Genomic DNA, 26,504 nt, shown 5'->3' with positions numbered 1-26,504 from the left:
CGGGCGGCGATCCGACGAAGAGCGATAACGCGGTCTATCAGGTAGTAGCTGGTTATTACCCACCCCCCCGGATAAGGACTACCTTGAATACTCCTGCAAACCCACCTGTTCCCCAGAGGAGTTCACCCCATGGCTGCCAAGAAAATCCTGATGCTGGTCGGCGATTACGTCGAGGACTATGAAGTGATGGTGCCCTTCCAGGCACTGCTGATGGTCGGTCATACGGTGCACGCCGTTTGCCCGGACAAAACCGCCGGCCAGACCGTGCGCACAGCCATCCATGATTTCGAAGGCGACCAGACGTACAGTGAAAAACCCGGCCACCTGTTTGCCCTGAACTTCGATTTTGCCAAGGTGGCCGAAACCGATTACGACGCCCTGCTGGTACCGGGCGGTCGTGCGCCGGAGTACCTGCGCCTGAACGAAAAAGTCCTGGAACTGGTGCGAGCGTTCGACAAGGCCGGCAAACCGATCGCTGCCGTGTGTCACGGCGCGCAGTTGCTGGCGGCGGCGGGCATTCTGGAAGGTCGCGAATGCAGCGCCTACCCGGCGTGCGCCCCGGAAGTGCGGCTGGCGGGCGGTACGTTCATCGATATCCCGGTGACTCAAGGTCATGTTCAAGGCAATCTGGCCACCGCCCCGGCCTGGCCGGCCCACCCGAGCTGGCTGGCCGGTTTTCTCGGATTGCTGGGCACCAAAATCACGCTGTAACGAGGAACCTGTGCATGTGCGAGCTCTACGTCAAAGCCGATCCGATTCTCTACGAATCGCGCTCCCGCTCGCTGCGTATCCGTGGGGTGGTCACCACCTTGCGCCTGGAGAATCAGTTCTGGGACATCCTCAGCGAAATCGCCGAGGTCGACGGCATGACCACCAATCAGTTGATCGCCAAACTGTATGAAGAGGTGATGGATTATCGCGGTGAGGTGGTCAATTTTGCTTCGTTTTTGCGGGTGAGCTGTACGCGATACCTGAGTCAGCGACGGGGGCAGGTGCCGGCGTTGTCGGTGGTGCGGGCGGGGGTGAAGTAGGGTGGTTTTGCGGTGACCATGCCGGCCCTTTCGCGGGCAAGCCCGCTCCCACAGTAGATTTGTGTACGCCGGTCATTGTGGGAGCGGGCTTGCCCGCGAAGGCGTCGGTACAGGCGACAAAAATCCTGGCCTGGTCTTTACTCTGAAACGCGAAACCTCTCAATCACCAAGGAGCACGAACATGTCTGGATGGTACGAAGTGAGCAAAAGCAGCAATGGTCAGTTCAAATTTGTCCTGAAGGCCGCCAACGCCGAAACCATTCTGACCAGCGAGCTGTACACCACCCACGCCGCTGCCGACAAAGGTATCGCATCCGTTCAGGCCAATAGCCCGCTGGATGAACGCTACGAAAAGAAAACCACCCGGGATGGCCATCCTTACTTCAATCTCAAGGCCGCTAACCACGAGACGATTGGCAGCAGCGAGGCTTACCCTTCCGATGCCGCGATGGAAAAAGGCATCGCCAGTGTGAAGGCCAATGGCTCCACCAAGGTGATCAAGGACAAGACGTTGCCGGTGCTCTAACTACCCCACAATCCTTCTGCAGGAGCCGGCTTGCCGGCGAAGAGGCCGCTGGATTTTGCGGTGATCTAAAGATCGCCTTCTCTGCGATGCGGCGATCCGACAAACCAGCGCCTGCCGGGGCAGCCGCGTCGCCGCTAAACTTCGACTGGAACCGTGAGCTTCGGGCTCCCCAGCGCATGGGTCTTCGAATCAAAAAACCGCAACTCAACCCCCGTCCCCTCGAACACCTTCGCGTAATGCCGCTTCTGATGCTGGATGAACGCCTTGTTGCGCGGATAAATCGAAACCGCCACGCGCTTCGGTTTCGCCTGACGCAACGCATGGATGATGTGGCTGTCCTGCTCGCCCAACGCATGGCCGAAGATGCACAACCCATCGCCATGCCCCAGTAACTGGTCATAGCAGAACGACAGATAATCCGAGCTGCGAATGGTCTTGAGCTTGTCCTGAGCCGGCCCTTCGTTGACGAACAGCGGCACATCGTCGAGGGTCTTGATCGTGTTGTTGATGGCGAAACTGCCGAGCAGGGTGCCCTCGGTCGACATCAGCTTGCGTGCCGTGCCGTCCTGGTTACGCACCAGATGCAGGCCCCCGTGCAGGTACAGCAGCCGGGTTTTATCGGTGGCCGTGACGCTCAGGTCGAATCTTGGCTCGGCACCCTGGAACAGATCAGTGATTGCATCCGGCTGGTGCTGGATCGCCCAGTAATTGAGCAAATCGTAGTTGGTGGTGAATACCGTCCGATAATTGCCCAGCTCCCGATTGATCGTCGCCAGAGTCGAAGGCACCACCAAACGCCACGGAATGTGCACCGCATGCACGGTATTGATCAGCGCTTCCTTGATCGCGTAATAGCGATTACGCGGCGCGGCAGAGCTGACGGCCAGGGCCTTGTTGACCCGGCTGGTGATTTTCAACGCACTGAGCACCTGCTCGAAGCTGCGCGTTTGCATGGCGTCGAACACGCTCAGTTCGGACTGGCTCATCGGTTTTTCTTCGACGGTGCGGGCGTTTTCAAACAGCGAGTCATAACCGAAGTCATCCCACACTGCGCGGCTGGCGCCATTGCCCACCAGCAGGCCGCTGAACGAGCCGGTGCCGCGCAAGGCGTTCCAGTCTTCAAGTTGGGCGTCGACATCCTGGAAATCGGTCATTGCAATTCGGCGTCTCAAAGCAAAAGGTCTGATGGGTGGCGACTTTATCACGACCGGGACTTGAGCCAGATCAAGTTACTGCGCGACCGAAGGGTCGATCCTGTGGGTACCCGCTGGATCGGCCCTCCGATTCGGCCCCAGCCTGGAGACTCGCTCATGAGCAGCACGTTTTTCATCCCCGCCGTGAATATCATGGGCATCGATTGCCTCGACGAAGCCATGGTCGCCATCGGCAAATACGGCTTTCGCAAGGCGCTGATCGTCACCGATACCGGCTTGGCCAAGGCCGGCGTGGCGAAGATGATTGCCGGGAAGCTGGCGATGCTGGACATCGACTCGGTGATCTTTGATGGCGCCAAGCCTAACCCGAGCATCGCCAACGTCGAGCTGGGTCTGGGGCTGCTCAAGGAAAGCCGCTGTGATTTCGTGGTGTCCCTCGGTGGCGGCTCGCCCCATGATTGCGCCAAAGGCATCGCCTTGTGTGCGACCAACGGCGGACAGATCCGCGACTATGAAGGCGTCGATCAGTCCACCCAACCACAACTGCCGCTGATCGCCATCAACACCACCGCCGGCACGGCCAGCGAAATGACCCGCTTCTGCATCATCACCGACGAATCCCGACACGTGAAAATGGCCATCGTCGACCGCAACGTCACGCCACTGCTGTCGGTCAACGACCCGGCGCTGATGGTCGCCATGCCCAAAGGCCTGACCGCGGCCACCGGTATGGATGCGTTGACCCATGCGATCGAAGCCTACGTCTCCACCGCCGCCAACCCGATCACCGATGCCTGCGCACTCAAGGCCATCACTTTGATCAGCAACAACCTGCGCCTGGCCGTCAGCAATGGCAGCGACCTGGCGGCACGGGAAAACATGGCGTATGCACAGTTCCTCGCCGGCATGGCGTTCAACAACGCTTCGCTGGGCTACGTCCACGCCATGGCTCACCAGCTGGGCGGCTTCTACGACTTGCCCCATGGGGTCTGCAACGCCGTACTCTTGCCTCATGTGCAAAGCTTCAACGCGCTGGTGTGCGCCGATCGCCTGACCGATGTTGCCGGGGCAATGGGCGTCGACACCCATGGGTTCAGCCCGGAAAAGGGTGCTCAAGCCGCCATAGCAGCCATCCGCAGCCTGTCCAGGGACGTGGAAATCCCCGCCGGTTTGCGTGAACTCGGTGCCAAACTCAACGACATCCCGCTCCTTGCCAGCAATGCCTTGAAAGACGCCTGTGGCCTGACCAATCCGCGGGTGGCGGATCAGCGGCAGATCGAGGAGATCTTCCGCAGCGCGTTCTAGATGGATTTACCCCTGGGCGCGAGCACCACGCAGAGCATCGCGCCCACCGCCAACAAGGTGCATAACAACGACAGTGGCCAGGCCTGCGGCCAGGCGATCAAGCTGGCGATCCCGCCGATGACCGCAGCCATCAGTTGGTGAATGAAACCGCTCAACGCCATCGCATACGCGCCGCCGACCGGTGAACCGGCCAATTTTTTATTCGTTCACGCGCCAAAGGCATGAGCGAGTTGGCCCGCGAAACCGGTCTTTCCCGTGAGCAGCTTTATCGCTCATTCAGCGAAGAAGGGAATCCCACGCTCAAAACCATGTTGGTCGTTATGCGAGCCCTTGGCATCGACCTGACCGCTCGACCGCACGTATCCCCGCTGTAACCCCTACGACCACACCTCCGATCTCCCTCGGTTCAACCGAGCGGCATCCCCAGGTCAAGACCGACCTTGAGGAACGCCCCACCGTCCCGGAGACCTGAGATAGACTGGCGCGCATTCATCCAGGCTCGACAAGGACTTCCCATGACCCCATCGCTACTAATGGCCGTTCTCGCCTCGGGCTTTATCTATGGCATTACGCCAGGGCCGGGGGTGCTGGCGGTATTCGGCATCGGTGCGGCGCATGGCCGGCGGGCCGGGGCAGGGTTTCTCTGCGGGCATTTGCTGGGGGATGTGGTCTGGTGCAGTACCGCATTGATCGCGATTGTCGGTGCGCGGGAAATCGGCAGTACAGCCTTCGATGTGTTGGGCGTGCTCAGCGGCCTCTATCTGTTCTGGCTCGGCGTGCGCGCGGTGCGTGCTCGTCGCAGTCATGTCGAAGCGCCTCAAGGCCCGGCGCGGCAGCCGTTCTGGCATGGCATTCTGTTTGGCCTGACCAATCCGAAAGCCTATCCGGTGGCGGTGGCGACGTTTACCGCGCTGCTCTCGAGCCGGGCAGAACTGTTGCATTGGTCAATGTTGCCGTGGTTGATTGTCCTGAGCTTCATCGGCGGCCTCATGGCCTACGCTATCCTCATTGGCATCGTCGGCGCGCGGCAGGTGCGCAGCCTGTATCAACGGCATGAACTGGCAATCACCCGGTTGTGCGGAGTAATGTTCATCGGTTTCGCCATCAACGCCCTGGTGCATGCATTGCCGGGGCTGATGCCGAACAAGGCGTGAGGCTGATTGCACGGACGCGTCAGCGGTAATGATCGGTCAGGGATGGTTTTTTATTGCTGCATTGTCCGGAAGCGCCCACCGCACCATGGCAACCAGAAATTCAGCGCCCCAGGCGAGCTACATCGATCTCTTGCTGGACGCCGTCTGTGCGGTCGACAAACAAGGTCGCTTCGTTTTTGTCAGCGCAGCCTGCGAGCGCATTTTCGGCTATACCCCCGACGAGTTGATCGGGCAGCCGATGATCGATCTGGTGCATCCCGCCGATCGGCAGCGCACCCTCGATGCCGCTCGGGAAATCATGGACGGCGAGCCCAAGCTCAACTTCGAGAATCGCTACCTGCGCAAGGATGGCCAGGTGGTGCACATCCTCTGGTCGGCCCGCTGGTCGGAAGTCGACCAGCTGCGTATCGCCGTGGCCCGCGACATTACCGAACGCAAACAGGCCGAAGCCCGACAAGCGGCGCTGTACGCGATTTCCGAAGCCGCCCACGCCACGGAAGATTTGCTGGCGCTGTTCCAGCGTATCCATTTGCTGATCGGCGAATGGCTGCCGGCACTGAATTTCTCGGTCGCCTTGTATGACGAACACTGCGGGCAGCTGAATTTTCCTTATCACGTCGACGACCACGAACTGCAACCCGAACAACCCGGAACCATCACCGGGCGCCTGTGCGCCGAAGTCATTCGCAGCGGTCAGCCGATCCTGCTGACCCCGGAACTGGACAATGTGCCTGACGGGTACGAGGCGCTGGTCGCGAACCAGCAATCGTCCTGTTGGCTGGGCGTGCCGTTGAGCTCGCAAAACGGCACCATCGGTGCGCTGATCGTCAAAAGCGTGCCCGGTGGCGAGCGTTACACGGAACAGGACAAGGAACTGCTGCAGTACGTTTGCGCCCAGGTCGCGACAGCCATCGAACGCAAGCAATTGCATGCCCGGCTGCAGCGCATGGCCCAGTACGATCAACTCACCCAGTTGCCCAATCGCGAGTTGCTCCGTGAGCGGCTCAAGGCTTCATTGGCCCTGGCCCGCGCAGACGGCGGCCTGATGGGATTGTTGTACATCGATCTCGACCGCTTCAAGGAAGTCAACGACACCCACGGCCACGCGGTGGGCGACATGCTGCTGCAAGCGGTCGCCAATCGGCTCACGCACTGCGTGCGCGAAACCGACACCGTGGCGCGCATCGGCGGTGATGAGTTTGTCGTATTGCTGCACAGCATCCACGCCAGCGAAGACGCCGGCAGCGTGGCGGAAAAAGTCCGCCAGGTCCTCTCACAGCCTTTGCGCCTGGACGGGCACAGCGTGAATATCCAGCCGAGCATCGGCGTTGCGCACTACCCCGAGCATGGCACCGAAGAAAGCCAGTTGTTCAGGCATGCCGACGAGGCGATGTACAGCGCCAAACGCCAGCAGCACCTGCGACTCGGTGAGTGAGCATTCACCACCGTTCGTCGCGGCGATCTTATGTTTTCTAAACCTTTGCGGTGTTCGAAATTCTGATTCTAGGCGGGCTTTTGCTCGTTGCGCTCATCAAAAGAGGTAGAGAATCATGCCTAACTCAAGAAACTCGAACTCGGGAAACTTCGCCAACGATCGAACGAAGGCGTCTGAAGCGGGTCGCAAAGGTGGGAAAACTACCACTACGACTGTCGAAAAAGACCCTGCGAAACCCGATATGGGCCGCAAAGGCGGTCAGAAATCGAAATAGTCGCTGAGGTAGTTTTGATCGAGAGGCGGGGGCGCAAGCTCCCGCTTGAATTTTTCAAGAGGAGGGCGCGACCATGAGCCGGATGGCCACCCGATTACGTAATGCCAGTTTTGCCACGTTACTGGGCCTGTTCGCCAGCAGTGCGTTTGCCCAGTCCCCTGCCGAATTCATCAATGATGCCTCGGCCAAAGGCATGGCCGACATCGAAGCCAGTCGCCTGGCGCACCAGTTGTCCGAGTCCAAACAGGTCAAGGATTACACCATCGTCGTCATCAACGACCGCACCACCGCCAACCAGCATCTGGCGAAAATCGCCAAGCAACTGGATTTGCCTGTGGCCCCGCGCGAAGAAGTGGTCGACAAGGCCAAGGCCTTGATGCCGGAAGTGAAGGCTGACGCAAGCTTCGACCAGGCCTACGCGGCCAGTCAGGTGAAAACCACCCAGGAAGCCATCGAGCAGCTGCAGCAGGCTGCGCAAACGACCGACGTGCCGCAAATCAAAGCCTTTGCTGAAGAAACCCTGCCCAAGCTGCAAAACCATCTGCAGATGGCCAGGGCACTGCAAGCCAGTCGCTAAGAGTTGGCAGTGTTAAACATAAACGGCGCGTGACTCAGGTCAGGCGCCGTTTTTTTGTTGCTCAGCATTCATCCCACTTCGGCTTTTGCTTGCGGTTGGAGACGAGGCCCTCCAGCTCGAAGACTTCGTTCTCGCCCATGGCGCGATAGTGCTTGCGCAACGCTTCCAGTTGCTTGAGATCGAGCAATTCGAGCCCCAGCATCGCATTTCGCGCTTCCTTGTTGACCCGCAACAACTCATCGATTTTGAGGTGCAGGATGTCGGTGTCACGGTTCTGCGTGTTCTGGATCAGAAACACCATGAGGAACGTGATGATGGTGGTGGAGGTGTTGATGATCAGTTGCCAGGTATCGTTGTAATCGAAAATCGGCCCACTCAGACCCCACAGACCAATCAGGATCAACGCGCCCATGAAGGTCTTGGGGCTACCGGCCCACAGAGCGAGTTTCTGCGAGATTTTTGCGAATTTCATTGCCGTGTTCCTTATAGGGATGCGCCTGATTTTGTGACAGCGCCGGCATGCTGAAAATTCTGCTTACATTTCTCGTTCGTCCAAATCGGTTTCCCAAAGGCCTCCACGCTCATCGCGTCAGAGCGATCAATCGCGACGAACTGCAAGACCAGCCCATCAGGCCGGTTTTTTCAAACTGAATGGCCGGGCGCGATGGCGCGCCTTGCAATCAACCCATACATCTTCAGGGGAGGTCAGATCGACGGGAGCGCTGTATCTTGGTGACCCCGTTTTGCAGAAACGCACCGTCAGGAGAACGCAATGAGTTGGTCCGCCAAACAATACGTCGCTTTTGAAGATGAACGCACGCGCCCGGCCCGTGACCTGCTGGCTGCCATTCCCGGCACTGGCGTGCGCTCGGCCATCGACATCGGTTGCGGCCCCGGTAACTCCACCGAATTGCTGGTGGAACGCTTCCCCAACGCCACGGTGCGCGGGCTGGACAGTTCGACCGACATGATCGAGGCCGCCCGCCAGCGTTTGCCGCAGGTGCAATTCGATACCGCTGACATTGATACCTGGAGCGAGAGTGGCCCCTTCGATGTGATCTTTGCCAACGCAGTGCTGCAATGGCTGCCGGATCACGGGAAGCTGCTGCCGGCATTGGTGAACAAACTGGCGCCCGGTGGCAGCCTGGCGATCCAGATGCCGGACAACCTCAATGAACCCTCCCACCACTTGATGCGCGAAGTCGCAGCCGATGGCCCCTGGGTCGGCAAACTGGCGGGCGTCGCCGGGCAGCGGGCGGAAATGGAAAGTGCCAGCGATTACTACTCGATGCTGCGACCTCATTGTTCCCGGGTCGATGTGTGGCGCACGACGTACCACCACCCGCTCGCGGGCGGCGCTTCTGGTGTGGTCGAGTGGTTCAAGGGCAGCGGTTTGCGGCCGTTTCTCGAGCCGCTGAATGAGGTGGAGCGGGCGCAGTACCTCAAGCAATATCAGGCGGCCATCGAGCGGGCTTACCCGGCGCTGGCCGATGGCTCGGTGCTACTGCCGTTCCCGCGATTGTTTATCGTCGCGACCCGTTGATACCGCTCCTACATCAACCATCAAAAATTCAATCTGAGCATCGTTCGCCAAAAGTTTTTAACAGGCGATACCCGATGCTTGTCCCAATTACGCTGCCACCATTCATCCTCGTTTTTCACCTCAGTCTCGATGTCGCTACCCGTCCGGGCCGCGCCATGCTGACGAAATAACATGGGAAACGCGCAGTGCTGCTTGATGCGCTTCTTGAACATCACATCAACGGGCATGCCGCTGTAGGGCGTGTCCACCAAGACTTGGCAACCTTCCCGCGAGAGGATGTAAGCGTGCAGAGCCACAACGCGTCCTCGGGCGATGAACGGGAACCAGGTCAGCCAGGTTCGGCCCATGCTGTAGCCCAAGTGCAGCGCCTGGAAACGGCGGGTCAGTATGAATCGGTTGATCCAGCGCACAGGTGCAGACTTCAACTCATACGGTGCTACGTCGTCTTCAAAGATCAAAATCCTGGCCAGTCCGCGCTCCAGGGCAAGCCTGGCCAGCGCTTGGTGCGACTCATAGCAGCCACGAACAGGGTCAGGATGCTTTTCCACGACGTGAAAGGTCACCCGGTTTTTAATCAGGCTTTGCACTGATTGCCTGAACAATTCCCGTCGATCCGAGCGATCCCTGAGAGATATGCAATAAACGTCATCCACCGCAAATTCAATTTTTTCGCTTACAGCCGTAGTGCTTTGTGACACCCACCCACTCCCAAAACATGCGCCGAAAGCCCTGGCTACAAGGCCTTCTATTTCTATGAGTCAAAATTATGTCAAACCTGATACACCCTCACCAAAGTAACTTGTTACCAGAGGCGACACGGTTCAGAAGTAGGACGATGGCTTGGGACTGCTACCGTTCCCGCGGTTGTTTACCGTCGTGATTCGCTTATGCAAAAAAAGGACAGGTGACGCGAAAGGACCGTCAAAACCATCCTGAGATGTGACTGAAAATGGAGTGGCGTGGGTGAAGGCCACTCGTCACGCAGAATCAACCAAATCTTATAGCGATGCCCTGACCACCAATGGACAATCAACTGGCTGGGCTCCGGATACGGCGAGGGTCTCGATCAGGTGCCGGGCAGCCTGGCGACCGATCTCGTAGTACGGCAGTTGCACCGTGGTCAGCGGCGGGATGAACAGCTCGGCAATACCGATCATGTTGTCATAGCCGAGCACGGCGACATCGTCGGGAATTTTCAGGCCACGGCCCAACAACAGCTGATAGGCACAAAAGGCAATGCGGTCGTTTCCACAGATCAGAATATCGAATTGGGGGCGACCATCAATGATGTGCCGGTCGAGGATGGCTGCGGTTTCACCATAGGCGTCATGATCGGAAAGGTCGTATTGCAGGAGCGCGTCAGGCGCCAGTCCGAATGCCTTACAGGCACGCTGCAGGCCTTTTTGTCGCAGATCCCAGGCCAGACTCTGTTTTGGCAGATTGATGCACAGAGGCCGCCGATAGCCCTGGCTCAACGCGTGATGTACGGCTCGATACTGCCCCGTTTCGTCGTCTGGCACATAACTCACCAGGCTACTGTCATCGGCCAGGCAATTGGCGAGTACCAGGGGTTTGCTCTTCAAGCGCTCGGGAATGCACACCTGGCGAAAACCCATGGCGCTGAAGATCAACCCGTCGGGACGGTGCGACAACATCAGGTCGATGTTCTGGTCGGTGGGCGGGTTGCTCAAGAGGTTAAGGATAAAGACATTCCAGCCAGCTTGCTGCGCGGTCTGTTCGATGGACAGCAGCAACTCGACCGCGAACGGTGTGGTCGCGGTATCCAGCGCGAACACACCGATGGTGCGCGACTGGAGGTTGTCGCCGCGCATCTTGCGCGCCGACAGGCTCGGTACGAATTGCAGTTCATCAATGGCGCGACGCACCCGCTGAAGGGTTTCGGGGCTCAGTTTTTCCGGATTGTTGAGCGCTCGAGAAACCGTCATCAGGGACACGCCGGCCAGCTGTGCAACGTCTTTCACTGAAGTCATGCGAGGCAAGGCCGGTCAGGTTGACGCAGGATCATGACACAGGGCCCGGGCTTCTCGCGACTCGAATGACGCTGCTCGTAGCCATCCACCGCTCACAGCCATCCACCGCTCACAACCATCCAGAGTCGAGAGGCCATGCCTTGGGAATCGAGACACGCCCGCCACTCCCGTGGTTAAACAGCTTCACGCCCAGACTGTCGGGCCGCGGATAGAGGCGACTGCTGAGGCTGAAGCGCCCGTTTTCGTCGAACACCTCAATGGACGAGCGATCGAGGAACACACGCAGTGCCAGTCGCTCTTGTGTCGGGTCTATCGACACGCTGCGCTGACCTGTGACTTGCGCACCCGAGCGGCTGCGGTCAAGTACCAGGCGCTGCAACGCCGCATCGTAGTAGAGCAGGGTTTGTTCATGGCCATCGTCGCTGCAGCGCAAGGCGATTCCCAGGTGGCCGTCGGTGCAGCCGAGCACATCCAGGTGCACATGGATTTCGAGCATATCGCCATTCACTTCCGGCACCCACCGGGTTCCCGACTCCTCCCACCACGGCGTGCTCGGCAATGGCGCCTTGCGCAGATCGGTAAGTTCCCGTGCCGGATACACGCAAAGACGATCGGCGTGCAGTTCAAGTTCGCGCGGCAAACCGAGCATGCCGCACCAGTGATGGGCCTGGCTCGGCATCGGGCTTTCCCACATGTCGAGCCACGCCCACACAAGGCGCCGACCATCGGCGGCCAATAGCGTCTGCGCTGCATAGAAATCGTGGCCGTTATCCAGCTCGATAAACGGCCCGCCAGTGAAGTGCCACTCGTTGTCGAGTCGGCCCACCCGGTAACCCGTCTGGTACTTGTTGAGCCGATCGTAACCTTGGGGTGGCATGCCTTGGGGGGAGTACAGCAGCACATCGCGTCCGTTCAGTCGAAACAGATCCGGACACTCCCACATATAGCCATCGCCCTCGCTGCCGCTGGACACATAGTCAAGGAACTCCCAGACGTGCAGATCCGTGGAACGGTACAGCGGGAGCAGCGGCATATCGCCCAGACGTGCGCCGGCAATGAGGTACCAATAGTCATCCTCCTGCCATACCTTGGGGTCACGAAAGTGCATGATCGTGTCTTGCGGCGCGGTCTCGATGACTGCGCCATGCTTGACGAACCGGATGCCGTCGACGCTGGTGGCCAGGCACTGGACTTGACGGATCGAGCGTTCGTCCCCCACGTCCCCCAGCCAGGTGTGTCCGGTGTAGATCAGTGCCAGGGTATCTCCACACACCACCGCGCTACCGGAAAAACAACCGTCACGGTCGAAGTCATCGCCGGGTGCCAGCGCAATGGGCAGGTGCTGCCAATGAACCAGATCGGCACTCTTGGCGTGCCCCCAATACATCGGGCCCCATTTCGCTTCGAAGGGGTAATGTTGATAGAAAACGTGATATTCGCCACGAAAGTACACCACCCCGTTAGGGTCGTTCATCCAGCCCACTTGAGGGGCAAGATGATAACCGGGTCGATAATCGTGGATGACGCGAGACAGGCCGTCACTCAGCGCACGTTGGGCCAGGTCAAGGGAAGAAGGCATTGGATCGCTCATGGTATTCAAAGACAAGGTCATAGGGCGCGTGCTCGTACCGGGCGCGCAGAGACGCCATCCGGCAGGATCTCAATGGCTTGTGGGTGGCGCTTCAAGGCCATGCCGTCGGCGTCGAACAGGTGCAGGTTGTCGATGTCCAGCTGCAGCTCGACCCGATCGCCTGCCTGCCATCCGGCGCTGACCTCGCAACGACAGATCAGTGACTCGTCCTGACCTGTCTCGAGGTGCACATAGGTTTCGCTGCCCAGGTATTCGACGGCGGTCACGACCACGCCGGCGGTTCCATCCGCCGCCTTGAGCGACAGGTGCTCTGGGCGAATCCCCAAGGTCAGCTGCGTACCTGCCGCCAGCTTCGAGCTGTCGAAGGGCAGGGGCGTGATACCCCATACGAGGGTATCGACCAGGCTGGTTTCGCCTGGCGCTTGCAGGCGTGCCGGCAGAAAATTCATCCGGGGCGAACCGAGAAAACCGGCGACAAAGCGGCTGGCCGGACGTTCATAGAGTTCGCGCGGTGAGCCGAACTGTTCTACGCGACCACCGTTGAGCACGACAATTTTGTCGGCCAGGGTCATGGCTTCGACCTGATCGTGGGTGACGTAGATCATGGTCGAGCCCAGTCGGGCATGCAGCCGGGCAATTTCGTTGCGCATCTGCACGCGCAAGGACGCATCCAGGTTGGAAAGCGGCTCATCGAACAACAAAATGTCCGGTTCCCGCGCCATGGCTCTGCCCATGGCCACGCGCTGACGCTGCCCTCCAGACAGTTCCTTTGGCTTGCGTTGCAGCAGTTTGTCCAACTGCAGGATTTGCGCCGTTTTCAGCACGCGCTCGCGCAGGCTGCTCTTTTCCGTCTTGGCCAGTTTGAGACCAAAGCTGATGTTGTCGTAGACGCTCATGTGCGGGTACAGCGCATAAGACTGAAACACCATGCCGACGCCACGCTCGCGCGGCTCCAGGTCGTTGACCCGTCGCCCGTCGATCAGCAGGTCGCCGCCGCAGATCGAATCCAGTCCGGCGATCAGTCGCAGCAGCGTCGACTTGCCGCAGCCCGAAGGACCAACGAACACCACGAATTCACCCGCGGCGATCTCCAGGCTGACGTCGCGAAGAATCCGCGCGCCGCCCAATTGTTTGTTCACGTTGTCTAGCTTCAACTTGATCACGATGCTGTTCCTTGTAGTTGTTGGGCATCAACCCTTTAACGCGCCGGCAGTGAGACCGGAAACGATTCGGCGCTGGAAGATCAGCACCAGAATCACCAGTGGGACGGTGACCACCACCGATGCGGCCATCAACAGCCCCCAAGGCAGCTCATGGGGGCTCCCACCGGAAATCAAGGCGATGGCCACCGGCACCGTGCGTTGCGTGTCGGTGAGGGTGAAGGTCAGGGCAAACAGGAACTCGTTCCATGCGGCGATGAAGGCCAACAAGCCCGTGGTGACCAGTGCGGGCCAGAGCAGCGGCAGTAGCACCCGGGTCAGCGTGACCCAAGGCGAAGCGCCATCCATGATTGCCGCTTCTTCCAGTTCATGGGGCAGTTGTCCCATGAACGTGGTCAGCACCCAGACGGTGAAGGGCAGGGTGAAAATCGTGTAGCTCAGGATCAACGCCAAAGACGTGTTGTACAGTCCCAGGGCGCGGATCACTTCGAACAGCCCCGACAGCACAGCGACCTGGGGAAACATCGACACGCCTAAAACCATCATCAACACCGTGCCACGCCCACGGAACTTCACCCTTCCCAAGGCATAGGCGGCAGTCACACTCAGGAACAGCGCCAGCGTCACCACGCACAGCGCAACCAACAGCGAGTTACTGATAGCCCGCAGGAATGAGGCTTGGTGGAGTATCGCCGCGTAATTGGAGAAGTCGGGGCTTGCGATCCAGTAGCTCACCTCGAACAAGGCACTGGACGGCTTCAGCGAAGTCACGATGGCGTAATAGAAAGGGAAGACCGCATACAGCAGCAAAACCCCGATCAGACACCAGAAGCCGATGCGCAACAGCGCTTTTTTGAGTAGGCGCTGGTTCATGAGCGAACCTCCAGTTGACGGCGTCCGAGGTAGAGATAAAGCATGGCGATCACCGCAACGACCAGAAACAGCAGGGTCGAGGCCGCGCTGCCATAGCCCACATCCTGGAACTCCACCAGATGCTGGCGGGCATAGACCGACATGCTCATGGTGCTCGAAGAGTTCGAGGTCAGCACATAGATGACGTCGAATACCCGCAGGGAATCGAGGATGCGGAAGATCGCCGCCACCAACAATGCAGGCATCAGCAGTGGAAGCGTGACACGCCAGAACACTTTCAGCGGATGAATGCCATCGACCCTGGCGGCTTCGTAGCAATCGCTCGGCAACATCTGCAAGGCAGCCAGCATCAGTAGCGTGACAAAAGGTACGGTCTTCCAGACGTCGACGATGATCACCGCCCACATCGACAGATCCGCATCTGCCGTCCAGGCCAGGGGGGCATCAATCAGGCCGACGCTCAGCATCATGTGATTGATGATGCCGAACTGGTCGTTCAGCATCCATGACCAGATCTTCGCCGAGACGATGGTAGGAATCGCCCAGGGAATCAGAATCAACGCACGCACCAGGGAACGGCCGGTGAACCTGATATTCAGCAGCAACGCCACCAGCAGTCCCAGGACGACTTCCAGTCCCACCGACACCACGGTGAAATGCAAGGTGTTGCGCACAGCGTTCCACCATTGTGGATCGACCAGGATGCCCGACCAGCTGGAACCGTTGTGGAACAGATAATTGCTCAAGCCTACAAAGGATCCGCCACGGGTGTCCGCCAGGTTGGCATCGGTCAGGCTGAACCAGAATGTCCGCAGTAGCGGCCAGGCCGCCACCAGGGCCAGACACAGCAACATCGGTGTCAGAAACAGCCAGGCGGCGCGTACTCGGCGACGCTGTACAGGCGTTTCCCTGGTGAGCAGGCGCTCGTCGCAGGGGGCGTGGGTAGTAGAGACAGACATGGTGATTTCCTTCCTTGTGGCTTACCAGTTCCGGCGTTTGATGCGCGTGAGTTCGCTTTCCAGTTCGGCCAGCGCCTGATCGACAGGCAACTCGCCCGCCAGCACGCCATGCACTCGATCGAAGAACGCATTGGAGACCCTTGGATAGCGATCGGCGGTGATTGAGGCGGGGCGCATCACCCCATCGTTGAGAATGCTGTGGAGCTGACTGTAATAAGGCATTGCCGCGAGCAGCTCGGGATCTTGATACAGCGACTCGATCACCGGGTTATAGGCGGCAACCAGAGCACGATGTTTTTGCTGTTGCGCACTGGTCAGGTAGCTCACCAACTCTGCGGCAAGTGTTGGATGGGCGCTGTAACGCGACACCGCCAGGCCCCACCCACCGAGGGTGGAAGCATGGGTGCCGGTCGTGCCGCCCCGGGGCAGGGGAGCGACCCCGACCTTGTCTTTTACGGCACTGTCCTGGCTTTGCACCAGGGCCCAGACATAAGGCCAGTTACGCATGAACAGCGCATTTCCCGACTGGAATACGCCACGTCCTTCTTCCTCGGTGTAATTGAGTACGCCGCGCGGGGAGATGTCACCCACCCAGCTTTTCGCCAGGGTCAAAGCAGCCCTTGAGGCCTGACTGTTGACCACGATGTCTCCTCGTGGATTGACCAGTCCGCCTTCCGGTTGGCTGCTGATCCACTCCAGCGCATTACACGTCAGGCCCTCGTAGGCGCGTCCCTGAAAGATGTAACCCCACACATTGGTGTTCCCGGCGTTGCGCTCGGCTTGCTGAACATCCCTGGCGGTCGCGGTCATTTCCTCCCAGGTCTGGGGAACCTGCTTGTCGTACTTATCGAGCAAGTCCTTGCGGTAGTACAGCAGGCCTGAATCGGTGAACCACGGCATCGTCACCAGCCGACCGTTCACCGTGGCGTTATCGACCTGTGCCTGGAAATAGCCTTGGGTAGCGTTGGCGGGAAGCACCTCGCGCAGATCCATCAGATGTTTGGCCAGCATTCCCGGCCACACCATATCGATTTGAATGATGTCGATGTCGGCGGACTGCGCACTGAGGATCTGTTGGTAAAACGACAACCTCTCGGTCGCCGAATTAGGCGTGGAAACCACCTCGACGTTGTGGCCGGTCTGTTTCGACCACGCCTCGACAGCCTCCTTGCAGAGCTGCAGCTCCGCACCCACCGCACCGCACGAGATCGTCAAATCCACCGCGCTCGACACGGATGGAAGTCCGGCACAGAGGGTGAGCAGTACTGCTGGAAGGAGAGATTTCAGCTGTTTCATAGAGCCCCCTTTATTTTTGTTTTTAGAAAAGTTAACGTTAACATCGCCAAATGTAGCAGCGTATTTGCGATGTGGCACCCTTTTTTTCGTCGATTGCGACAATTCGCAACTCACGAAAAATGGCCGGTCGCGGGAACAACACAATAAAAACAAAACAGGAAATCCACATGCAAAAAGCATCAAGCTGGCTACTCGCAGGCGTGCTCGGCACATCGGCGGCGACCTCTCAGGCCGCGACTCTGGAAGAACGCATGGCCGCGTTTGAAGCCCGTGCCAGCGCAGCGGAAAATCGTGCAGCCCTAGCCGAACAGCAAACCCGGGCACTCGCCAGGGAATTGCAGCAGATCAAACTGTCCACCCCCGCCTTGCAGCCCGCTGCGTCTACTGCAGCGGTTATATCGGCACCAGCTTTGGACACCCGACTGGCAAAAATCGAAGCCCGTCAGCAAAGCATCGAAAAGCAGGGCAGCAGCGGACACCTGACTGACGGCTTCAGCTTCAAGGGCTACGCGCGTTCCGGATTGCTGATGAATGATGAGCTGGGTGGTGGTCGTGGCGGCCCTTACACAACCCCTGCCGGTTCAGTCGGTGGTGCAGTCGGGCGCCTCGGTAACGAAGACGACACCTACATGCGCATCGATCTCTCGAAAGAAATCCTTGCGCAGAACGGCACCCGCTCCAAATTCACGGTGTCCATCGCCGACGGTGTGGAGAGCTCCAATGACTGGACGGCCGACGAGAGCAACCTGAACGTGCGTCAGGTATTTACCGAACTCGATCATCTCGCCGCCTTCAAGGGTAACTCCGTGTTCGAAAATTCCACGCTGTGGGCAGGCAAGCGATTCGATAGGGACAATTTCGATATCCACTGGCTGGACTCGGATGTCGTCTTTCTGGCCGGCACCGGGGGTGGAATCTACGATGTGCAGATGAACAAGAACTGGCGCTCGAACTACTCCTTGGTCGGGCGTAACTACGGGGACTTTAGTGAGGGCGGTATCAATGCCGATGTGGAAAGCTACATCCTGACCTCCAACCAGTTCTTCGACAGTGGTCAGTGGCAGTGGATGTTCAATGGCATTGGCTCAAAGAAAAACGATATCGGCACCCGCACCAATGAAGCGGGGCTGACGCCTGCGGATTCTGGTTTGCACAGCATGCTGGCCAATCACCAGAAAGACTTTTTCGGCAGGGAAGGCTTCTTCAAGACGGCACTGCTCTATGGTCAAGGTCTGGGAGCCGAGGTCAAGAACATCGGCTCGGATGGCGAACTGATCGACGATGCGCGCGCGCTGCGCCTGGCGCTTTACGGTGAGACACCCATTGCACCCGGCTGGCGCATCGGCCCCAGCTTGTTGGCAGAACAGAGCAAGGACAGATACGTAAAGGGTGACGACTACCGCTGGATGACCCTGAACGTGCGGTTGGCCAATGCAATCAACAGCAATTTCGAGATGGCCTACGAGATGAGCTGGCAAACCATGGACCTCGACCCCAAGGGCTACATGCAACGTAATGCGGTCGACGGTAACTTCTGGAAATTCACGATCGCCCCGACATTCAAACCCGACGTTGGAGACCTCCTCACACGCCCCGAATTGCGAGTGTTTGCAAGTCTCATGGACTGGTCTTCGGATCTGGACAGATACAGTTCCACAGACAACTTCGGCAAGTCGGACTTCAATGCCGGCGGTGTATGGCAGTACGGCATACAGATGGAAACCTGGTTCTGATCGTGCCATTCCCGCGGTTGGTTACCGTCTCGACTCGCTGATGCAAAAAAGGGCAGGTGACGCTAAAGGTCATCTGCCCTTTTTTGGGTTTTATCGCATTAATTGTCGCGTGATGACATCAAGACGGTTGCGCATCCATCCGTCGCGCAACGATATCCAGAACATCGCAGCCATCGCGCAAGGGGATACAGCAAAGCAAGGCGAAGTCACTGAGTATCACCGAGTCCGTGGAAATGTCGCCGCGCATTGCCAGGTTTTCCAGGACCTGTGTCACCGCACCAATTCTGTAACGGGCGGTGCTGAGCAGTGAATGCAGCGGCTGGGTGGTGTTTACATACAGCGAGGGAAGGTCGTCGGCGTTGCTGGTTAAAGCCATATATTCTTTCATGAGTGATTTACCGTTTGTAGGTTGAAGACCTACCACTCAATCGTCGCCAAACAATTGGGTGGTAGCTGTACGCAGGTTGGCGAACCGGACAACGGTAAAACCGGCAGACCCGAAGGTCTCCCACGCACAGCCACCAAAAAAGCGCAGCAAAGTGCAGTCAGAAAGCTCCGAATAAACTCGGAGCTTTCTGAATCGTTGTCATCGAGTCGCCAAACCCGATACGTCATGTGGACGCGGATCGGACTATAGGCCTCGTGACAAAGGCACGGCAATGCGCAAGTCTACGGAAAATTCCCAGAGTAGTGTAGGACGTTGCCTTTTTTGAGAATTGGCGCCGTTCCAAATCCAGTATGGCCACAGTTATGTTGTAATCTTGAGCCCAGCAAAGCATGGGCTGAGTCAGGTATGACGCCAGAAGAGAAGACAATCGAGCGAATCGCCTTTGAGTTCGCCAGAGCGAATCGGGCGTCTTTAGCCCGGCAGATCGCAGATATCGCAGTGTACTTCAGTGAGGAGAAACCATTTACGGTGTTCATGGCAGGCTCGCCCGGAGCTGGCAAGACGGAAGTATCTAAAGCCATTGCTGAGGATTTGGATGAGAGGAGCATGAGCCTTCAAGCGAAGCGCGTGCTTCGTATTGATCCTGATGATTTTAGAAGTTTGATCCCCGGCTATGTAGGAGGTAACTCGTACTTGTTCCAGCGCGCGGTTACCAAGATTCTGGAAAAGGTTCTGGATCGGGCGTTTGAAAAACGCCTGTCGTTTATTCTGGACGGAACAATGGCCAATTTTGATGTTGCGAAGCGCAATATTGATCGGGTCTTGGGAAGCCGCAGGAACGCTCAGATTATGTACGTTTACCAGCGGCCAGAACTCGCCTGGCAATTTGTTCAGGCTAGGGAGCTCACCGAGGGCAGGAATATTCCGTTGGAGGAGTTCGCCAGACAGTTCATCGCAGCGAGAAAGAATGTCATTGAGCTCAAGCGATTGTACGATAACCAAATCCATATTGATTTGCTGATCAAAAACCTTGATGGCGGCAGCCAATGGGTAGAGCTAGACGCAAGTGGCGATATGATTGACGCTCTGATCCCCCGGACCTATGATCAGGTTCAGCTCGTTGAGCTGTTAACAGAGGCAGGAAATCAATGAGTACAGCTAAGGTCGAGAAAATCAGCGCTTTGACTGAGTTTTTCTCCAACACGCCTGCCGAGACCAGGCGAGAGATCTTGATGGGCGTAATTAGCAAGGCTAATGCCTCTCAACGTGATGTCATACAGAAAGCAGAGGCTATCAAAGCCGCACGGGCCGCAGCTCCGACAACCTGATCCAGGCTTCCCCTCCCGGCTAAAATGCACATCCGTTCAGGATTCGACTGAGCTCTGCCAGATAATTCTGTGGCTAGACCAACCCAATCCCGCTCCAAAATCCGGTAACAATGGAGCGGTTTTTATCTAATGTCTCCCGTCTAAACCGTTCTGAAAAGGACCTGAAAATGGGCCTTGCTGATCCATTCTAAATTTAATGGCCTCAACCGGATCGGAGGGCGGCATCGGGTAATGCTCGTCTTCATATTTTTCGATGAGCAGCGTCAGAATTTCCAGCTCATCGCCTTCAGGCGAACCGATGTCTGCCTCCCACAGCTGCTCAACTCGAGCAATAGCAGCGGTCAGGTCTTCTTGGCTGCGAATAGGCTTAATGTTCATCACACGGTCTCTACATTGATCTAATCGTACTGGGCGCGGGTGCCGACGAATCGTATGAAGCCGAGCTGCCGTTGAACGCCTTACCCGGATCCGCCGAAAATCACTCTTCGTCGGCCCCCATCTCCCGATTCTCGAACGGAACGCACGGCCTCCACGACGCGTTTCGCCATGCCCCCATCTTCAAGCTGCGGATAGCCTTTTCTTAACCAGTGCGATGTCGTAACGGTTCGCAAGGTGCCTGAAACCGACTTGCATTGACGAAATCCTTTACTGAGGCAAGAAAAACGCTAACAAAACAGCAGTTTTATACGAAAACGATAATTTTCGTAGCTGTGAAAACGCTAATGCTGGATGAAATTTGATACTAAATCCGTGATTTGTGAAAAAAACGCTAACAGACTTCAGTGTAGATGACAGCGTCCCTGCTACAGATACAAAAAACCTGCGCAATTCCCGGGGCGGTTCATAATGAAAGGCTGAGACATGGAAACTGATGTGCGCAGTAGCCACGGATTACCCAGGCAGGGCAGCGAAGCTCAGTTGATGAGGTTACGCGATGCATCGCATGGTGAGACACGCGCTCGCAGCAATGGCCATCGCAGCCGCGCTCGTCGGCTGCGCCTCCCAGCCTCAATCAACGACGAGCCTTGACTACAAAAGCCGCGCCGTGACGCGCAGCGATGGCGGCCTGGGGGTGTCGACCGCCGTACTGTCGGCCGCGGAAAGCGAAGCGGTCTACGGCGTGCCTCTGGCGAATAAATCGATACAGCCCGTCTGGGTCGAGGTCAAAAATCGGGAAGACCGCGCCTACTATCTGCTTTCGCCGGGCCTCGATCCAAATTTCTTCCCTGCATCCGAGGCGGCCGAAGCATTTTTCCCGGGGGGCACGCAGGACGAGCGGACGGCGCTCGACCGGCACTTTCGTCGGCTGGCCTTCCGCAACCCTGTCGCACCTGGCGCGACAACTTCGGGCTTCGTTTTGACCAATCTCGACGAGGGGTTCAAGTTCGTTAACCTCGATCTGGTGGCCGACGGGCGGTCGAGGCATTTCTCTGTCCTGGCCATCGTGCCGGGCCTGCGCACCGATTACCACATCAGCGAAGTGTTCAGGCAGGGCATCTATCCGCCCGAAGACATTGTGAACTACACCGATGACGCCAGTTTCCAGGCGGCGCTGGAGGCGCTGCCGTGCTGCGTCACCAACGAGGAGGGTTCCAGGAACGGCGATCCGCTGAACCTGGTGATCGTCGGCGGCCTCGATGATGCTTTCCCCGCATTCGCGCGTCGCGGCTGGCGTGGAACCGAGGAAAAGTGGTCGGGGGCGATCATGAAAATGGTTCATTCGGCGCTTGCCGGCGAGCGCTATCCCTATGCGCCGGTGAGCGATCTCTATCTGTTCGGGCGAGCCCAGGACCTTGCCTTGCAAAAGGCGCGTGACAACGTCCACCAGCGTAATCATCTGAGGCTGTGGCTGAGTCCGATGCAATATCACGGCAAGAAGGTGTGGATCGGACAGATCAGCCGTGATATCGGCAGCCGGTTGACCGTGCATACCGCGACGCTGACGACGCACAAGATCGACCCTGATGTCGACGAAGCGCGCAGTGCGCTGACACAGGATATGGCGTATTCGGTGACGCTGGCCAAGTTCGGATTCGTGAAGGGTGTGGGGGCCGCGCCCAAGAGCGCGCCGCGCGAGAACCTGACGACTGATCCTTACTACACGGATGGGCTGCGCTGTGTCCTGGTATTCGATCCCACGCACACCTCCCTGGCGCAAATAGAGTTCTTTCTATCGAAGGGCATCTATGAGAATGACGGACAATCACCGGGGCGGGTCAAGCCATGAGCCGCTTGCCGTCGGCGCCACCCGCCAGGGGGACTCTGCGGTGTGCAATGCGCGGCTTGTGCACCCTGGGTTGTGCAGCGATTCTTGCGCTCGTCGTTGCTTGTACGACCTGGCAGGCACCTGCCGATTTCAGTACTACCGAGTTGCGTGAACGTGCGCAGACGGCCACCAGGCACCAGGTGCGCGTCAGCGCCGCCGTGCTCAGTGCCGAAGACAGGCAGCGCATGCTGGGTGTGGAGTTGGACAAGACACGCGTGCAGCCCGTGTGGGTCGAAGTCCAGAACCAGACTGCCGATCCGCTCTTGTTGCTGCGACCGGGCACCGATCCCGACTATTTCTCGCCACTCGAAGTCGCCTGGACCATGCACGGGATATTCGCCCCGGCAGCGAACGCGCGCATCAATGCACACTTGGACCAATTGGGGTTCAAGAATCCCGTCCTGCCTGGCGAAACGAAAGCGGGCGTGCTGTTCATCAACCCGGAGCGCGTTACGCGGCTGCTGAATATCGATCTGCTGCAGAGAAAGACGCTGATCCCGTTCTCCCTCTTCTTGCGGGTGCCGGACGATGCCGGGGAAAAATGGTTTGCCGAAGGCTTGTTCCAGCATCAGGGTTCCGAGATCAAGGACTATGACGATCTGGCCGCGTTGCGTTCCGCGTTGGAGCGCCTTCCCTGCTGCGCCACTGACGCGAACGGCAAGGCGTCCGGCGATCCGATCAATGCCATTCTCGTCGGCGAGTTCGCCGATATCGCCGCCGCATTTGTGCGTCGCGGCTACCGGCGTGCCGCGAACCCCGCGGATGCGGCCGAACGTGTGTTCGGCCGCATGCCCGATGCCGTGGTTCGCAAGCGATCGCAAGCCGGAGCGCCGGCGACTTGGGTGCGCGTGTGGAACACGCCAATGCGCTTCGAAGGTCACTCCGTCTATCTCGCGCAGGTCGCAAGACCGACCGGCGGACGCTTTGCACCGCGCGATTCGCAAAACCTCGTCTTGCACGAAGATGTCGATGAGGCGAGAAATCTCCTGATCCAGGACATGATGTATTCGGCCGGTCTGGACAAGCTCGGGTTCGTCACCGGCGTCGGTCCCGCGTCCCAGGCACACTCGCGAACGACGTTCAGCGGCGCCCATTACTTCAGCGACGGTCTGCGTGCGGTCATGTTCTTTGCGACGCGGCCGCTCAGCCTGTCGCAGGTGCAGATGCTCGATTGGGAACCGTATCTGGACCGGCGCGACTCGCCTGCACAAAAGGAGGTCGACGATGCCCGCAAGTGACCTGTTCGGCAGGCCGGATGGCTCGGCCGGCCGTTTGTGCGGTACCCACCCATTGTTGTGCAGCGCTGGCATGGCATGGCTGATGATCGCTGGCTGCCATGCGCTCACCGCCTGCACCCCCGCGCCGCTGATTGCCTACTCGACGGACACACCGCCGCTGGTGCTGGTCCCTGCGTCGCAGGCCGGCGTGAAGGACCAGCGGGGGCGCTTTCGCGAGATTTTCTGCTCGATCCTCGACACCCGAGGAAGCGTCCTGCCCGATAGTCGCCCTTGCGAGGAGGCATTGACGCGCGTCGGTAGCGAACCGGGTGGCACCGGCAAACCCGTCGATCTCGGTCAATCGAAACGCCGTCTGGTTGGCGCTGTGGTGGCCGGCGTCGGCTACGAATGCTTCGAGCAATGGCTGCAAGCGCCGGGCAGCGTAGCGGTTCATCTGCGCCAGTTCGGATATGACCTGGTGCAGATCAAGGTCGATGCCTTATCGAGTTCCGCAAAGAACGCTCGGCAAATACGCGACGCGATCATGGCGATGCCCGCCGACGCCGGACCGCCGCGCCTCGTCCTCATCGGCTATTCGAAGGGAGCGCCCGACATCCTCGAAGCGATGGTCGCTTACCCGGAAGTCCGCGGCCGCGTGGCGGCAGTGATCAGCGCAGCCGGCTCGGTCGGCGGCTCGGCGCTGGCCAACGATGCCGAGCAGTACCAGGCGGACCTGTTGCGGCACTTTCCCGGTGCGACCTGCGATTCGGGTGACGGTGGCGCGATCCACAGCCTTCGACCCGCAACGCGCAAGAACTGGCTGGCGCAGAACCAGCTGCCGTCCGAACTGAACTACTATTCGCTCGTGACCTTCCCGCAGCCGGATCACATCTCGGCCGTGCTGAAATCGAGTTACAACAAGCTGGCGCGCATCGATGCCCGCAACGACAGCCAAGTGATCTTCTACGATCAGGTTGTGCCTGGCAGCCGCCTGATGGGCTATATCAACGCCGATCATTGGGCACTGGCAGTGCCGATCGCCCGATCGCATTCGACCCTCGGTTCACTATTGGTGACACAGAATGCCTACCCGCGCGAGGCGCTGGCGGAGGCGATGCTGCGCTTCGTCGAAGAGGATCTGGCGGCGTCTTCGCGCTGATTTGCTCCCGCACGTATTGGTAGATGGAAGCGTCAGGATCTTCGCTTCGGCAAGAGCGCAGGCAGGGCAGGGTGCTTAGTGCAAAGTTTTGCGAAGAAAATGAACCGCGGTTGCACAGTGCCGCCCAAAGGCTTCGCTTGAAATCAATTAAGATTTTCAGCCGAGCACCTAATGTGTATGCCTGTGGTGGATATCCGGAAAGTGTGGATGGCTGTGTTGGATCTGCGCATGGTCATGAACATGGCTGTGTGCTTCTGTCCCGTTCCACTCAAACGAGTGTTCGTGCTGGTGGTGCTCATCGTGAACGTGGCGATGTTCATGGGTCATCGGTAAGTGCTGGTGCTCATGCGCGTGGCTTTCGGTAAGGTGCAGCCAGACCCCTATGCCCATCAATACGGCGGCGGCCCAGAACGACAATGACACAGGCTCGCCCAGGGCCAGGATTGCGATGGCCGCCCCCAAGAACGGTGCGGTTGAAAAATACGCCCCTGTACGCGCTGAACCGAGGCCTCGCAGAGCCAGGACAAAGAGCACCAAGCTGATGCCGTAGCCCACAAAACCAAGCACCAGCGTTGGGGCAAGTACCGAGAAATCAGGCCACCTGGCGCCCAGAAGCAGTGCCAGCGAACAGTTGACCAGCCCGGCGACCAAGCCTTTGAAACCGGCCACAAAGACCGCGTCTGACGCGGACACCTTGCGTGTCAGGTTGTTATCGATGCCCCAGCACAAACAGGCCAGCGAGACCGCCAACGGCCCCAGCAAGTCATGAGTTTGGGTGGTTTGTTGAGGCCATGCCAAGACCACACCTCCGGCAATGATCGCAACCATACCCCCCACGATGCGACGGTCAGCGTTCTCCTTGAACACGACCCAAGCCAATAACGCAGTAAGCACTGCTTCCAGGTTCAGCATCAGAGAAGCGGTTGCGCCGGACGTTCTAGTCAATCCAAACATCAACGCAACGGGCCCAAGGACGCCCCCGAACGCGATGGCGCCGATAAGCCAAGGCCATTCAGACGAAGCGATGCCTACCTTTTTCCATCCATGGTCACGCACAAAGCGGACAACTGTCAGACCCAGACCACTACCTAGATACAGAAGGCCTGCAAGCAATACAGGGGAGACGTTGACGCCAAGCTGCTTGGCAAGCGGCGTGCTGGCACCAAATAACGCAGCGGCGGCCAGCGCATACAAAATGCTGGGGTTCATCGATGACTCCGTCATGGCGAAGTAATATTAAGCGATATGGAAAGTAGTATTTCTCCCAAAGCCCCGAATTCATTGGGTCTTAAGGAATAGAAATATAGCTTTCTAGAAAGGTAATACTCTCGCCTTCCTTTCGCTCAACTATCGCTTTTCCACAACGCCGATGGAAGCCTTGATCTGCGAGGGCTGTAGCGTTTTTTGGCTGGGGATATTGCTGATATTACTTTTTCGGACCCCCAAGGATTCAGGATTGGCACCTGGATGGGGGCTGGGATCAGGCTTTGTAGCTTGTTGCGTCGGCTCGCATCAGACGTCCCCCACTACGTCCCCCAGAGGAA

Annotated in this window: 25 protein-coding genes and 3 pseudogenes; 15 read left to right on the top strand and 13 right to left on the bottom strand. The window is 58.5% G+C overall.

What is annotated here, in order from left to right:
• The first annotated feature begins 129 nt into the window (after positions 1-129).
• The 3 genes from PMA3_RS22810 (at position 130) to PMA3_RS22800 (ending at position 1,557) form a co-directional block, all read left to right on the top strand.
• A complete protein-coding gene (locus PMA3_RS22810; RefSeq protein WP_064679303.1) occupies positions 130-711 on the top strand; it encodes a DJ-1/PfpI family protein in 582 nt (193 codons plus the stop codon).
• Between the two features lie 14 nt (positions 712-725).
• A complete protein-coding gene (locus PMA3_RS22805; protein ID WP_064679302.1) occupies positions 726-1,031 on the top strand; it encodes a ribbon-helix-helix domain-containing protein in 306 nt (101 codons plus the stop codon).
• 181 nt (positions 1,032-1,212) lie between these two features.
• Positions 1,213-1,557, top strand: coding sequence for a YegP family protein (locus PMA3_RS22800; RefSeq protein WP_064679301.1), 345 nt, complete (start codon positions 1,213-1,215; stop codon positions 1,555-1,557).
• A 134-nt stretch (positions 1,558-1,691) separates the two neighbouring features.
• On the opposite strand, the gene PMA3_RS22795 is transcribed toward PMA3_RS22800, so the two are convergent.
• A complete protein-coding gene (locus PMA3_RS22795; protein WP_064679300.1) occupies positions 1,692-2,711 on the bottom strand; it encodes a DUF4917 family protein in 1,020 nt (339 codons plus the stop codon).
• 156 nt (positions 2,712-2,867) lie between these two features.
• On the opposite strand from PMA3_RS22795, the gene yiaY reads away from it, so the two are divergent.
• Positions 2,868-4,016, top strand: a complete 1,149-nt coding sequence (gene yiaY, locus PMA3_RS22790) for an L-threonine dehydrogenase (protein WP_064679299.1) — start codon at positions 2,868-2,870, stop codon at positions 4,014-4,016.
• On the opposite strand, the pseudogene PMA3_RS22785 reads toward yiaY, so the two are convergent.
• A pseudogene (locus PMA3_RS22785) lies at positions 4,013-4,204 on the bottom strand (MFS transporter); the annotation flags it as partial. The gene yiaY and the pseudogene PMA3_RS22785 overlap by 4 nt on opposite strands.
• A gap of 18 nt (positions 4,205-4,222) precedes the next feature.
• Between PMA3_RS22785 and PMA3_RS22780 the strand changes: the two are divergent.
• The 5 genes and pseudogenes from PMA3_RS22780 to PMA3_RS22765 form a co-directional block, all read left to right on the top strand.
• Positions 4,223-4,390: pseudogene (locus tag PMA3_RS22780) on the top strand (addiction module antidote protein); the annotation flags it as partial.
• Positions 4,391-4,531: 141 nt separating this feature from the next.
• Positions 4,532-5,170 carry a LysE family translocator gene (locus PMA3_RS22775; RefSeq protein ID WP_064679297.1) on the top strand — a complete coding sequence of 213 codons (639 nt, stop codon included), beginning with the start codon at positions 4,532-4,534 and terminating at the stop codon, positions 5,168-5,170.
• An 85-nt stretch (positions 5,171-5,255) separates the two neighbouring features.
• Positions 5,256-6,605, top strand: a complete 1,350-nt coding sequence (locus PMA3_RS22770; RefSeq protein ID WP_064679296.1) for a sensor domain-containing protein — start codon at positions 5,256-5,258, stop codon at positions 6,603-6,605.
• Between the two features lie 115 nt (positions 6,606-6,720).
• Positions 6,721-6,879 (top strand): KGG domain-containing protein, encoded by a 159-nt coding sequence (locus tag PMA3_RS31075; RefSeq protein WP_082930399.1) that lies wholly within the window; start codon positions 6,721-6,723, stop codon positions 6,877-6,879.
• A 73-nt stretch (positions 6,880-6,952) separates the two neighbouring features.
• The gene (locus PMA3_RS22765; protein WP_064679295.1) at positions 6,953-7,456 is read left to right on the top strand and encodes a DUF4142 domain-containing protein; all 504 of its coding nucleotides are present in this window, start codon (positions 6,953-6,955) and stop codon (positions 7,454-7,456) included.
• A gap of 61 nt (positions 7,457-7,517) precedes the next feature.
• On the opposite strand, the gene PMA3_RS22760 is transcribed toward PMA3_RS22765, so the two are convergent.
• Positions 7,518-7,928, bottom strand: a complete 411-nt coding sequence (locus PMA3_RS22760; RefSeq protein WP_064679294.1) for a low affinity iron permease family protein — start codon at positions 7,926-7,928, stop codon at positions 7,518-7,520.
• A gap of 300 nt (positions 7,929-8,228) precedes the next feature.
• Here PMA3_RS22760 and tam point away from each other — a divergent pair, with 300 nt between their 5' ends.
• Positions 8,229-8,999 (top strand): trans-aconitate 2-methyltransferase, encoded by a 771-nt coding sequence (gene tam, locus PMA3_RS22755; protein WP_064679293.1) that lies wholly within the window; start codon positions 8,229-8,231, stop codon positions 8,997-8,999.
• Positions 9,000-9,019: 20 nt separating this feature from the next.
• On the opposite strand, the gene PMA3_RS22750 is transcribed toward tam, so the two are convergent.
• From PMA3_RS22750 to PMA3_RS22720, 7 genes are all read right to left on the bottom strand, one after another.
• Positions 9,020-9,697: a glycosyltransferase family 25 protein gene (locus PMA3_RS22750; protein WP_237140659.1), complete on the bottom strand. Its 678-nt coding sequence runs from the start codon at positions 9,695-9,697 to the stop codon at positions 9,020-9,022.
• A 300-nt stretch (positions 9,698-9,997) separates the two neighbouring features.
• On the bottom strand, positions 9,998-10,990 hold the full coding sequence (locus tag PMA3_RS22745) for a LacI family DNA-binding transcriptional regulator (protein WP_064679292.1): 993 nt from the start codon (positions 10,988-10,990) through the stop codon (positions 9,998-10,000).
• Positions 10,991-11,099: 109 nt separating this feature from the next.
• Positions 11,100-12,602 (bottom strand): glycoside hydrolase family 32 protein, encoded by a 1,503-nt coding sequence (locus PMA3_RS22740; protein WP_064679291.1) that lies wholly within the window; start codon positions 12,600-12,602, stop codon positions 11,100-11,102.
• Positions 12,599-13,744 carry an ABC transporter ATP-binding protein gene (locus PMA3_RS22735; RefSeq protein WP_064679290.1) on the bottom strand — a complete coding sequence of 382 codons (1,146 nt, stop codon included), beginning with the start codon at positions 13,742-13,744 and terminating at the stop codon, positions 12,599-12,601. The genes PMA3_RS22740 and PMA3_RS22735 overlap by 4 nt, the downstream gene beginning before the upstream one ends.
• A 27-nt stretch (positions 13,745-13,771) precedes the next feature.
• Complete coding sequence (locus PMA3_RS22730) at positions 13,772-14,614, bottom strand: carbohydrate ABC transporter permease (RefSeq protein ID WP_064679289.1); 843 nt, start codon at positions 14,612-14,614, stop codon at positions 13,772-13,774.
• Entirely contained in the window at positions 14,611-15,573 is a 963-nt protein-coding gene (locus tag PMA3_RS22725; RefSeq protein WP_064679288.1) for a carbohydrate ABC transporter permease, read from the bottom strand. The genes PMA3_RS22730 and PMA3_RS22725 overlap by 4 nt, the downstream gene beginning before the upstream one ends.
• A gap of 21 nt (positions 15,574-15,594) precedes the next feature.
• Positions 15,595-16,869 carry an ABC transporter substrate-binding protein gene (locus tag PMA3_RS22720; protein ID WP_064679287.1) on the bottom strand — a complete coding sequence of 425 codons (1,275 nt, stop codon included), beginning with the start codon at positions 16,867-16,869 and terminating at the stop codon, positions 15,595-15,597.
• A gap of 167 nt (positions 16,870-17,036) precedes the next feature.
• Between PMA3_RS22720 and PMA3_RS22715 the strand changes: the two genes are divergently transcribed.
• Positions 17,037-18,602, top strand: a complete 1,566-nt coding sequence (locus PMA3_RS22715) for a carbohydrate porin (RefSeq protein WP_064679286.1) — start codon at positions 17,037-17,039, stop codon at positions 18,600-18,602.
• 118 nt (positions 18,603-18,720) lie between these two features.
• On the opposite strand, the gene PMA3_RS22710 is transcribed toward PMA3_RS22715, so the two are convergent.
• On the bottom strand, positions 18,721-18,990 hold the full coding sequence (locus tag PMA3_RS22710) for a hypothetical protein (RefSeq protein ID WP_064679285.1): 270 nt from the start codon (positions 18,988-18,990) through the stop codon (positions 18,721-18,723).
• Between the two features lie 405 nt (positions 18,991-19,395).
• Between PMA3_RS22710 and PMA3_RS22705 the strand changes: the two genes are divergently transcribed.
• Positions 19,396-20,142, top strand: a complete 747-nt coding sequence (locus PMA3_RS22705; protein WP_064679284.1) for a zeta toxin family protein — start codon at positions 19,396-19,398, stop codon at positions 20,140-20,142.
• 347 nt (positions 20,143-20,489) lie between these two features.
• Here the strand turns inward: PMA3_RS22705 and PMA3_RS22695 are convergent.
• Positions 20,490-20,696, bottom strand: a pseudogene (locus tag PMA3_RS22695) (helix-turn-helix domain-containing protein); the annotation flags it as partial.
• A 556-nt stretch (positions 20,697-21,252) separates the two neighbouring features.
• Here PMA3_RS22695 and PMA3_RS22690 point away from each other — a divergent pair.
• From PMA3_RS22690 to PMA3_RS22680, 3 genes are read left to right on the top strand one after another with little or no spacing between them, the layout of a single operon-like run.
• Positions 21,253-22,545, top strand: coding sequence for an LssY C-terminal domain-containing protein (locus PMA3_RS22690; RefSeq protein WP_064679282.1), 1,293 nt, complete (start codon positions 21,253-21,255; stop codon positions 22,543-22,545).
• Between the two features lie 47 nt (positions 22,546-22,592).
• Positions 22,593-23,822, top strand: coding sequence for an LssY C-terminal domain-containing protein (locus PMA3_RS22685; RefSeq protein WP_064679281.1), 1,230 nt, complete (start codon positions 22,593-22,595; stop codon positions 23,820-23,822).
• Positions 23,809-24,960 (top strand): lipase family protein, encoded by a 1,152-nt coding sequence (locus PMA3_RS22680; RefSeq protein ID WP_202970119.1) that lies wholly within the window; start codon positions 23,809-23,811, stop codon positions 24,958-24,960. The genes PMA3_RS22685 and PMA3_RS22680 overlap by 14 nt, the downstream gene beginning before the upstream one ends.
• Positions 24,961-25,128: 168 nt before the next feature.
• On the opposite strand, the gene PMA3_RS22675 is transcribed toward PMA3_RS22680, so the two are convergent.
• On the bottom strand, positions 25,129-26,169 hold the full coding sequence (locus PMA3_RS22675; protein ID WP_064679280.1) for a DMT family transporter: 1,041 nt from the start codon (positions 26,167-26,169) through the stop codon (positions 25,129-25,131).
• Positions 26,170-26,504 lie beyond the last annotated feature (335 nt).

The organism is Pseudomonas silesiensis (assembly GCF_001661075.1).
Taxonomy (GTDB): Bacteria; Pseudomonadota; Gammaproteobacteria; order Pseudomonadales; family Pseudomonadaceae; genus Aquipseudomonas; species Aquipseudomonas silesiensis.
This window is presented reverse-complemented; position numbering and strand designations above follow the sequence as displayed.

Excerpts from the sequence above, each read along its gene's own strand:
- PMA3_RS22710 (WP_064679285.1), bottom strand. The coding sequence starts at position 18,990 with ATGAAAGAATATATGGCTTTAACCAGCAACGCCGACGACCTTCCCTCG.
- PMA3_RS22690 (WP_064679282.1), top strand. The coding sequence starts at position 21,253 with ATGCATCGCATGGTGAGACACGCGCTCGCAGCAATGGCCATCGCAGCC.
- PMA3_RS22770 (WP_064679296.1), top strand. The coding sequence starts at position 5,256 with ATGGCAACCAGAAATTCAGCGCCCCAGGCGAGCTACATCGATCTCTTG.
- PMA3_RS22730 (WP_064679289.1), bottom strand. The coding sequence starts at position 14,614 with ATGAACCAGCGCCTACTCAAAAAAGCGCTGTTGCGCATCGGCTTCTGG.
- PMA3_RS22725 (WP_064679288.1), bottom strand. The coding sequence starts at position 15,573 with ATGTCTGTCTCTACTACCCACGCCCCCTGCGACGAGCGCCTGCTCACC.
- PMA3_RS22760 (WP_064679294.1), bottom strand. The coding sequence starts at position 7,928 with ATGAAATTCGCAAAAATCTCGCAGAAACTCGCTCTGTGGGCCGGTAGC.
- PMA3_RS22775 (WP_064679297.1), top strand. The coding sequence starts at position 4,532 with ATGACCCCATCGCTACTAATGGCCGTTCTCGCCTCGGGCTTTATCTAT.
- PMA3_RS31075 (WP_082930399.1), top strand. The coding sequence starts at position 6,721 with ATGCCTAACTCAAGAAACTCGAACTCGGGAAACTTCGCCAACGATCGA.
- PMA3_RS22795 (WP_064679300.1), bottom strand. The coding sequence starts at position 2,711 with ATGACCGATTTCCAGGATGTCGACGCCCAACTTGAAGACTGGAACGCC.
- PMA3_RS22680 (WP_202970119.1), top strand. The coding sequence starts at position 23,809 with ATGCCCGCAAGTGACCTGTTCGGCAGGCCGGATGGCTCGGCCGGCCGT.
- PMA3_RS22810 (WP_064679303.1), top strand. The coding sequence starts at position 130 with ATGGCTGCCAAGAAAATCCTGATGCTGGTCGGCGATTACGTCGAGGAC.
- PMA3_RS22765 (WP_064679295.1), top strand. The coding sequence starts at position 6,953 with ATGAGCCGGATGGCCACCCGATTACGTAATGCCAGTTTTGCCACGTTA.
- PMA3_RS22720 (WP_064679287.1), bottom strand. The coding sequence starts at position 16,869 with ATGAAACAGCTGAAATCTCTCCTTCCAGCAGTACTGCTCACCCTCTGT.
- PMA3_RS22740 (WP_064679291.1), bottom strand. The coding sequence starts at position 12,602 with ATGACCTTGTCTTTGAATACCATGAGCGATCCAATGCCTTCTTCCCTT.
- PMA3_RS22800 (WP_064679301.1), top strand. The coding sequence starts at position 1,213 with ATGTCTGGATGGTACGAAGTGAGCAAAAGCAGCAATGGTCAGTTCAAA.
- PMA3_RS22705 (WP_064679284.1), top strand. The coding sequence starts at position 19,396 with ATGACGCCAGAAGAGAAGACAATCGAGCGAATCGCCTTTGAGTTCGCC.
- PMA3_RS22675 (WP_064679280.1), bottom strand. The coding sequence starts at position 26,169 with ATGAACCCCAGCATTTTGTATGCGCTGGCCGCCGCTGCGTTATTTGGT.
- PMA3_RS22685 (WP_064679281.1), top strand. The coding sequence starts at position 22,593 with ATGCGCGGCTTGTGCACCCTGGGTTGTGCAGCGATTCTTGCGCTCGTC.
- PMA3_RS22745 (WP_064679292.1), bottom strand. The coding sequence starts at position 10,990 with ATGACTTCAGTGAAAGACGTTGCACAGCTGGCCGGCGTGTCCCTGATG.
- yiaY (WP_064679299.1), top strand. The coding sequence starts at position 2,868 with ATGAGCAGCACGTTTTTCATCCCCGCCGTGAATATCATGGGCATCGAT.
- PMA3_RS22715 (WP_064679286.1), top strand. The coding sequence starts at position 17,037 with ATGCAAAAAGCATCAAGCTGGCTACTCGCAGGCGTGCTCGGCACATCG.
- PMA3_RS22805 (WP_064679302.1), top strand. The coding sequence starts at position 726 with ATGTGCGAGCTCTACGTCAAAGCCGATCCGATTCTCTACGAATCGCGC.
- tam (WP_064679293.1), top strand. The coding sequence starts at position 8,229 with ATGAGTTGGTCCGCCAAACAATACGTCGCTTTTGAAGATGAACGCACG.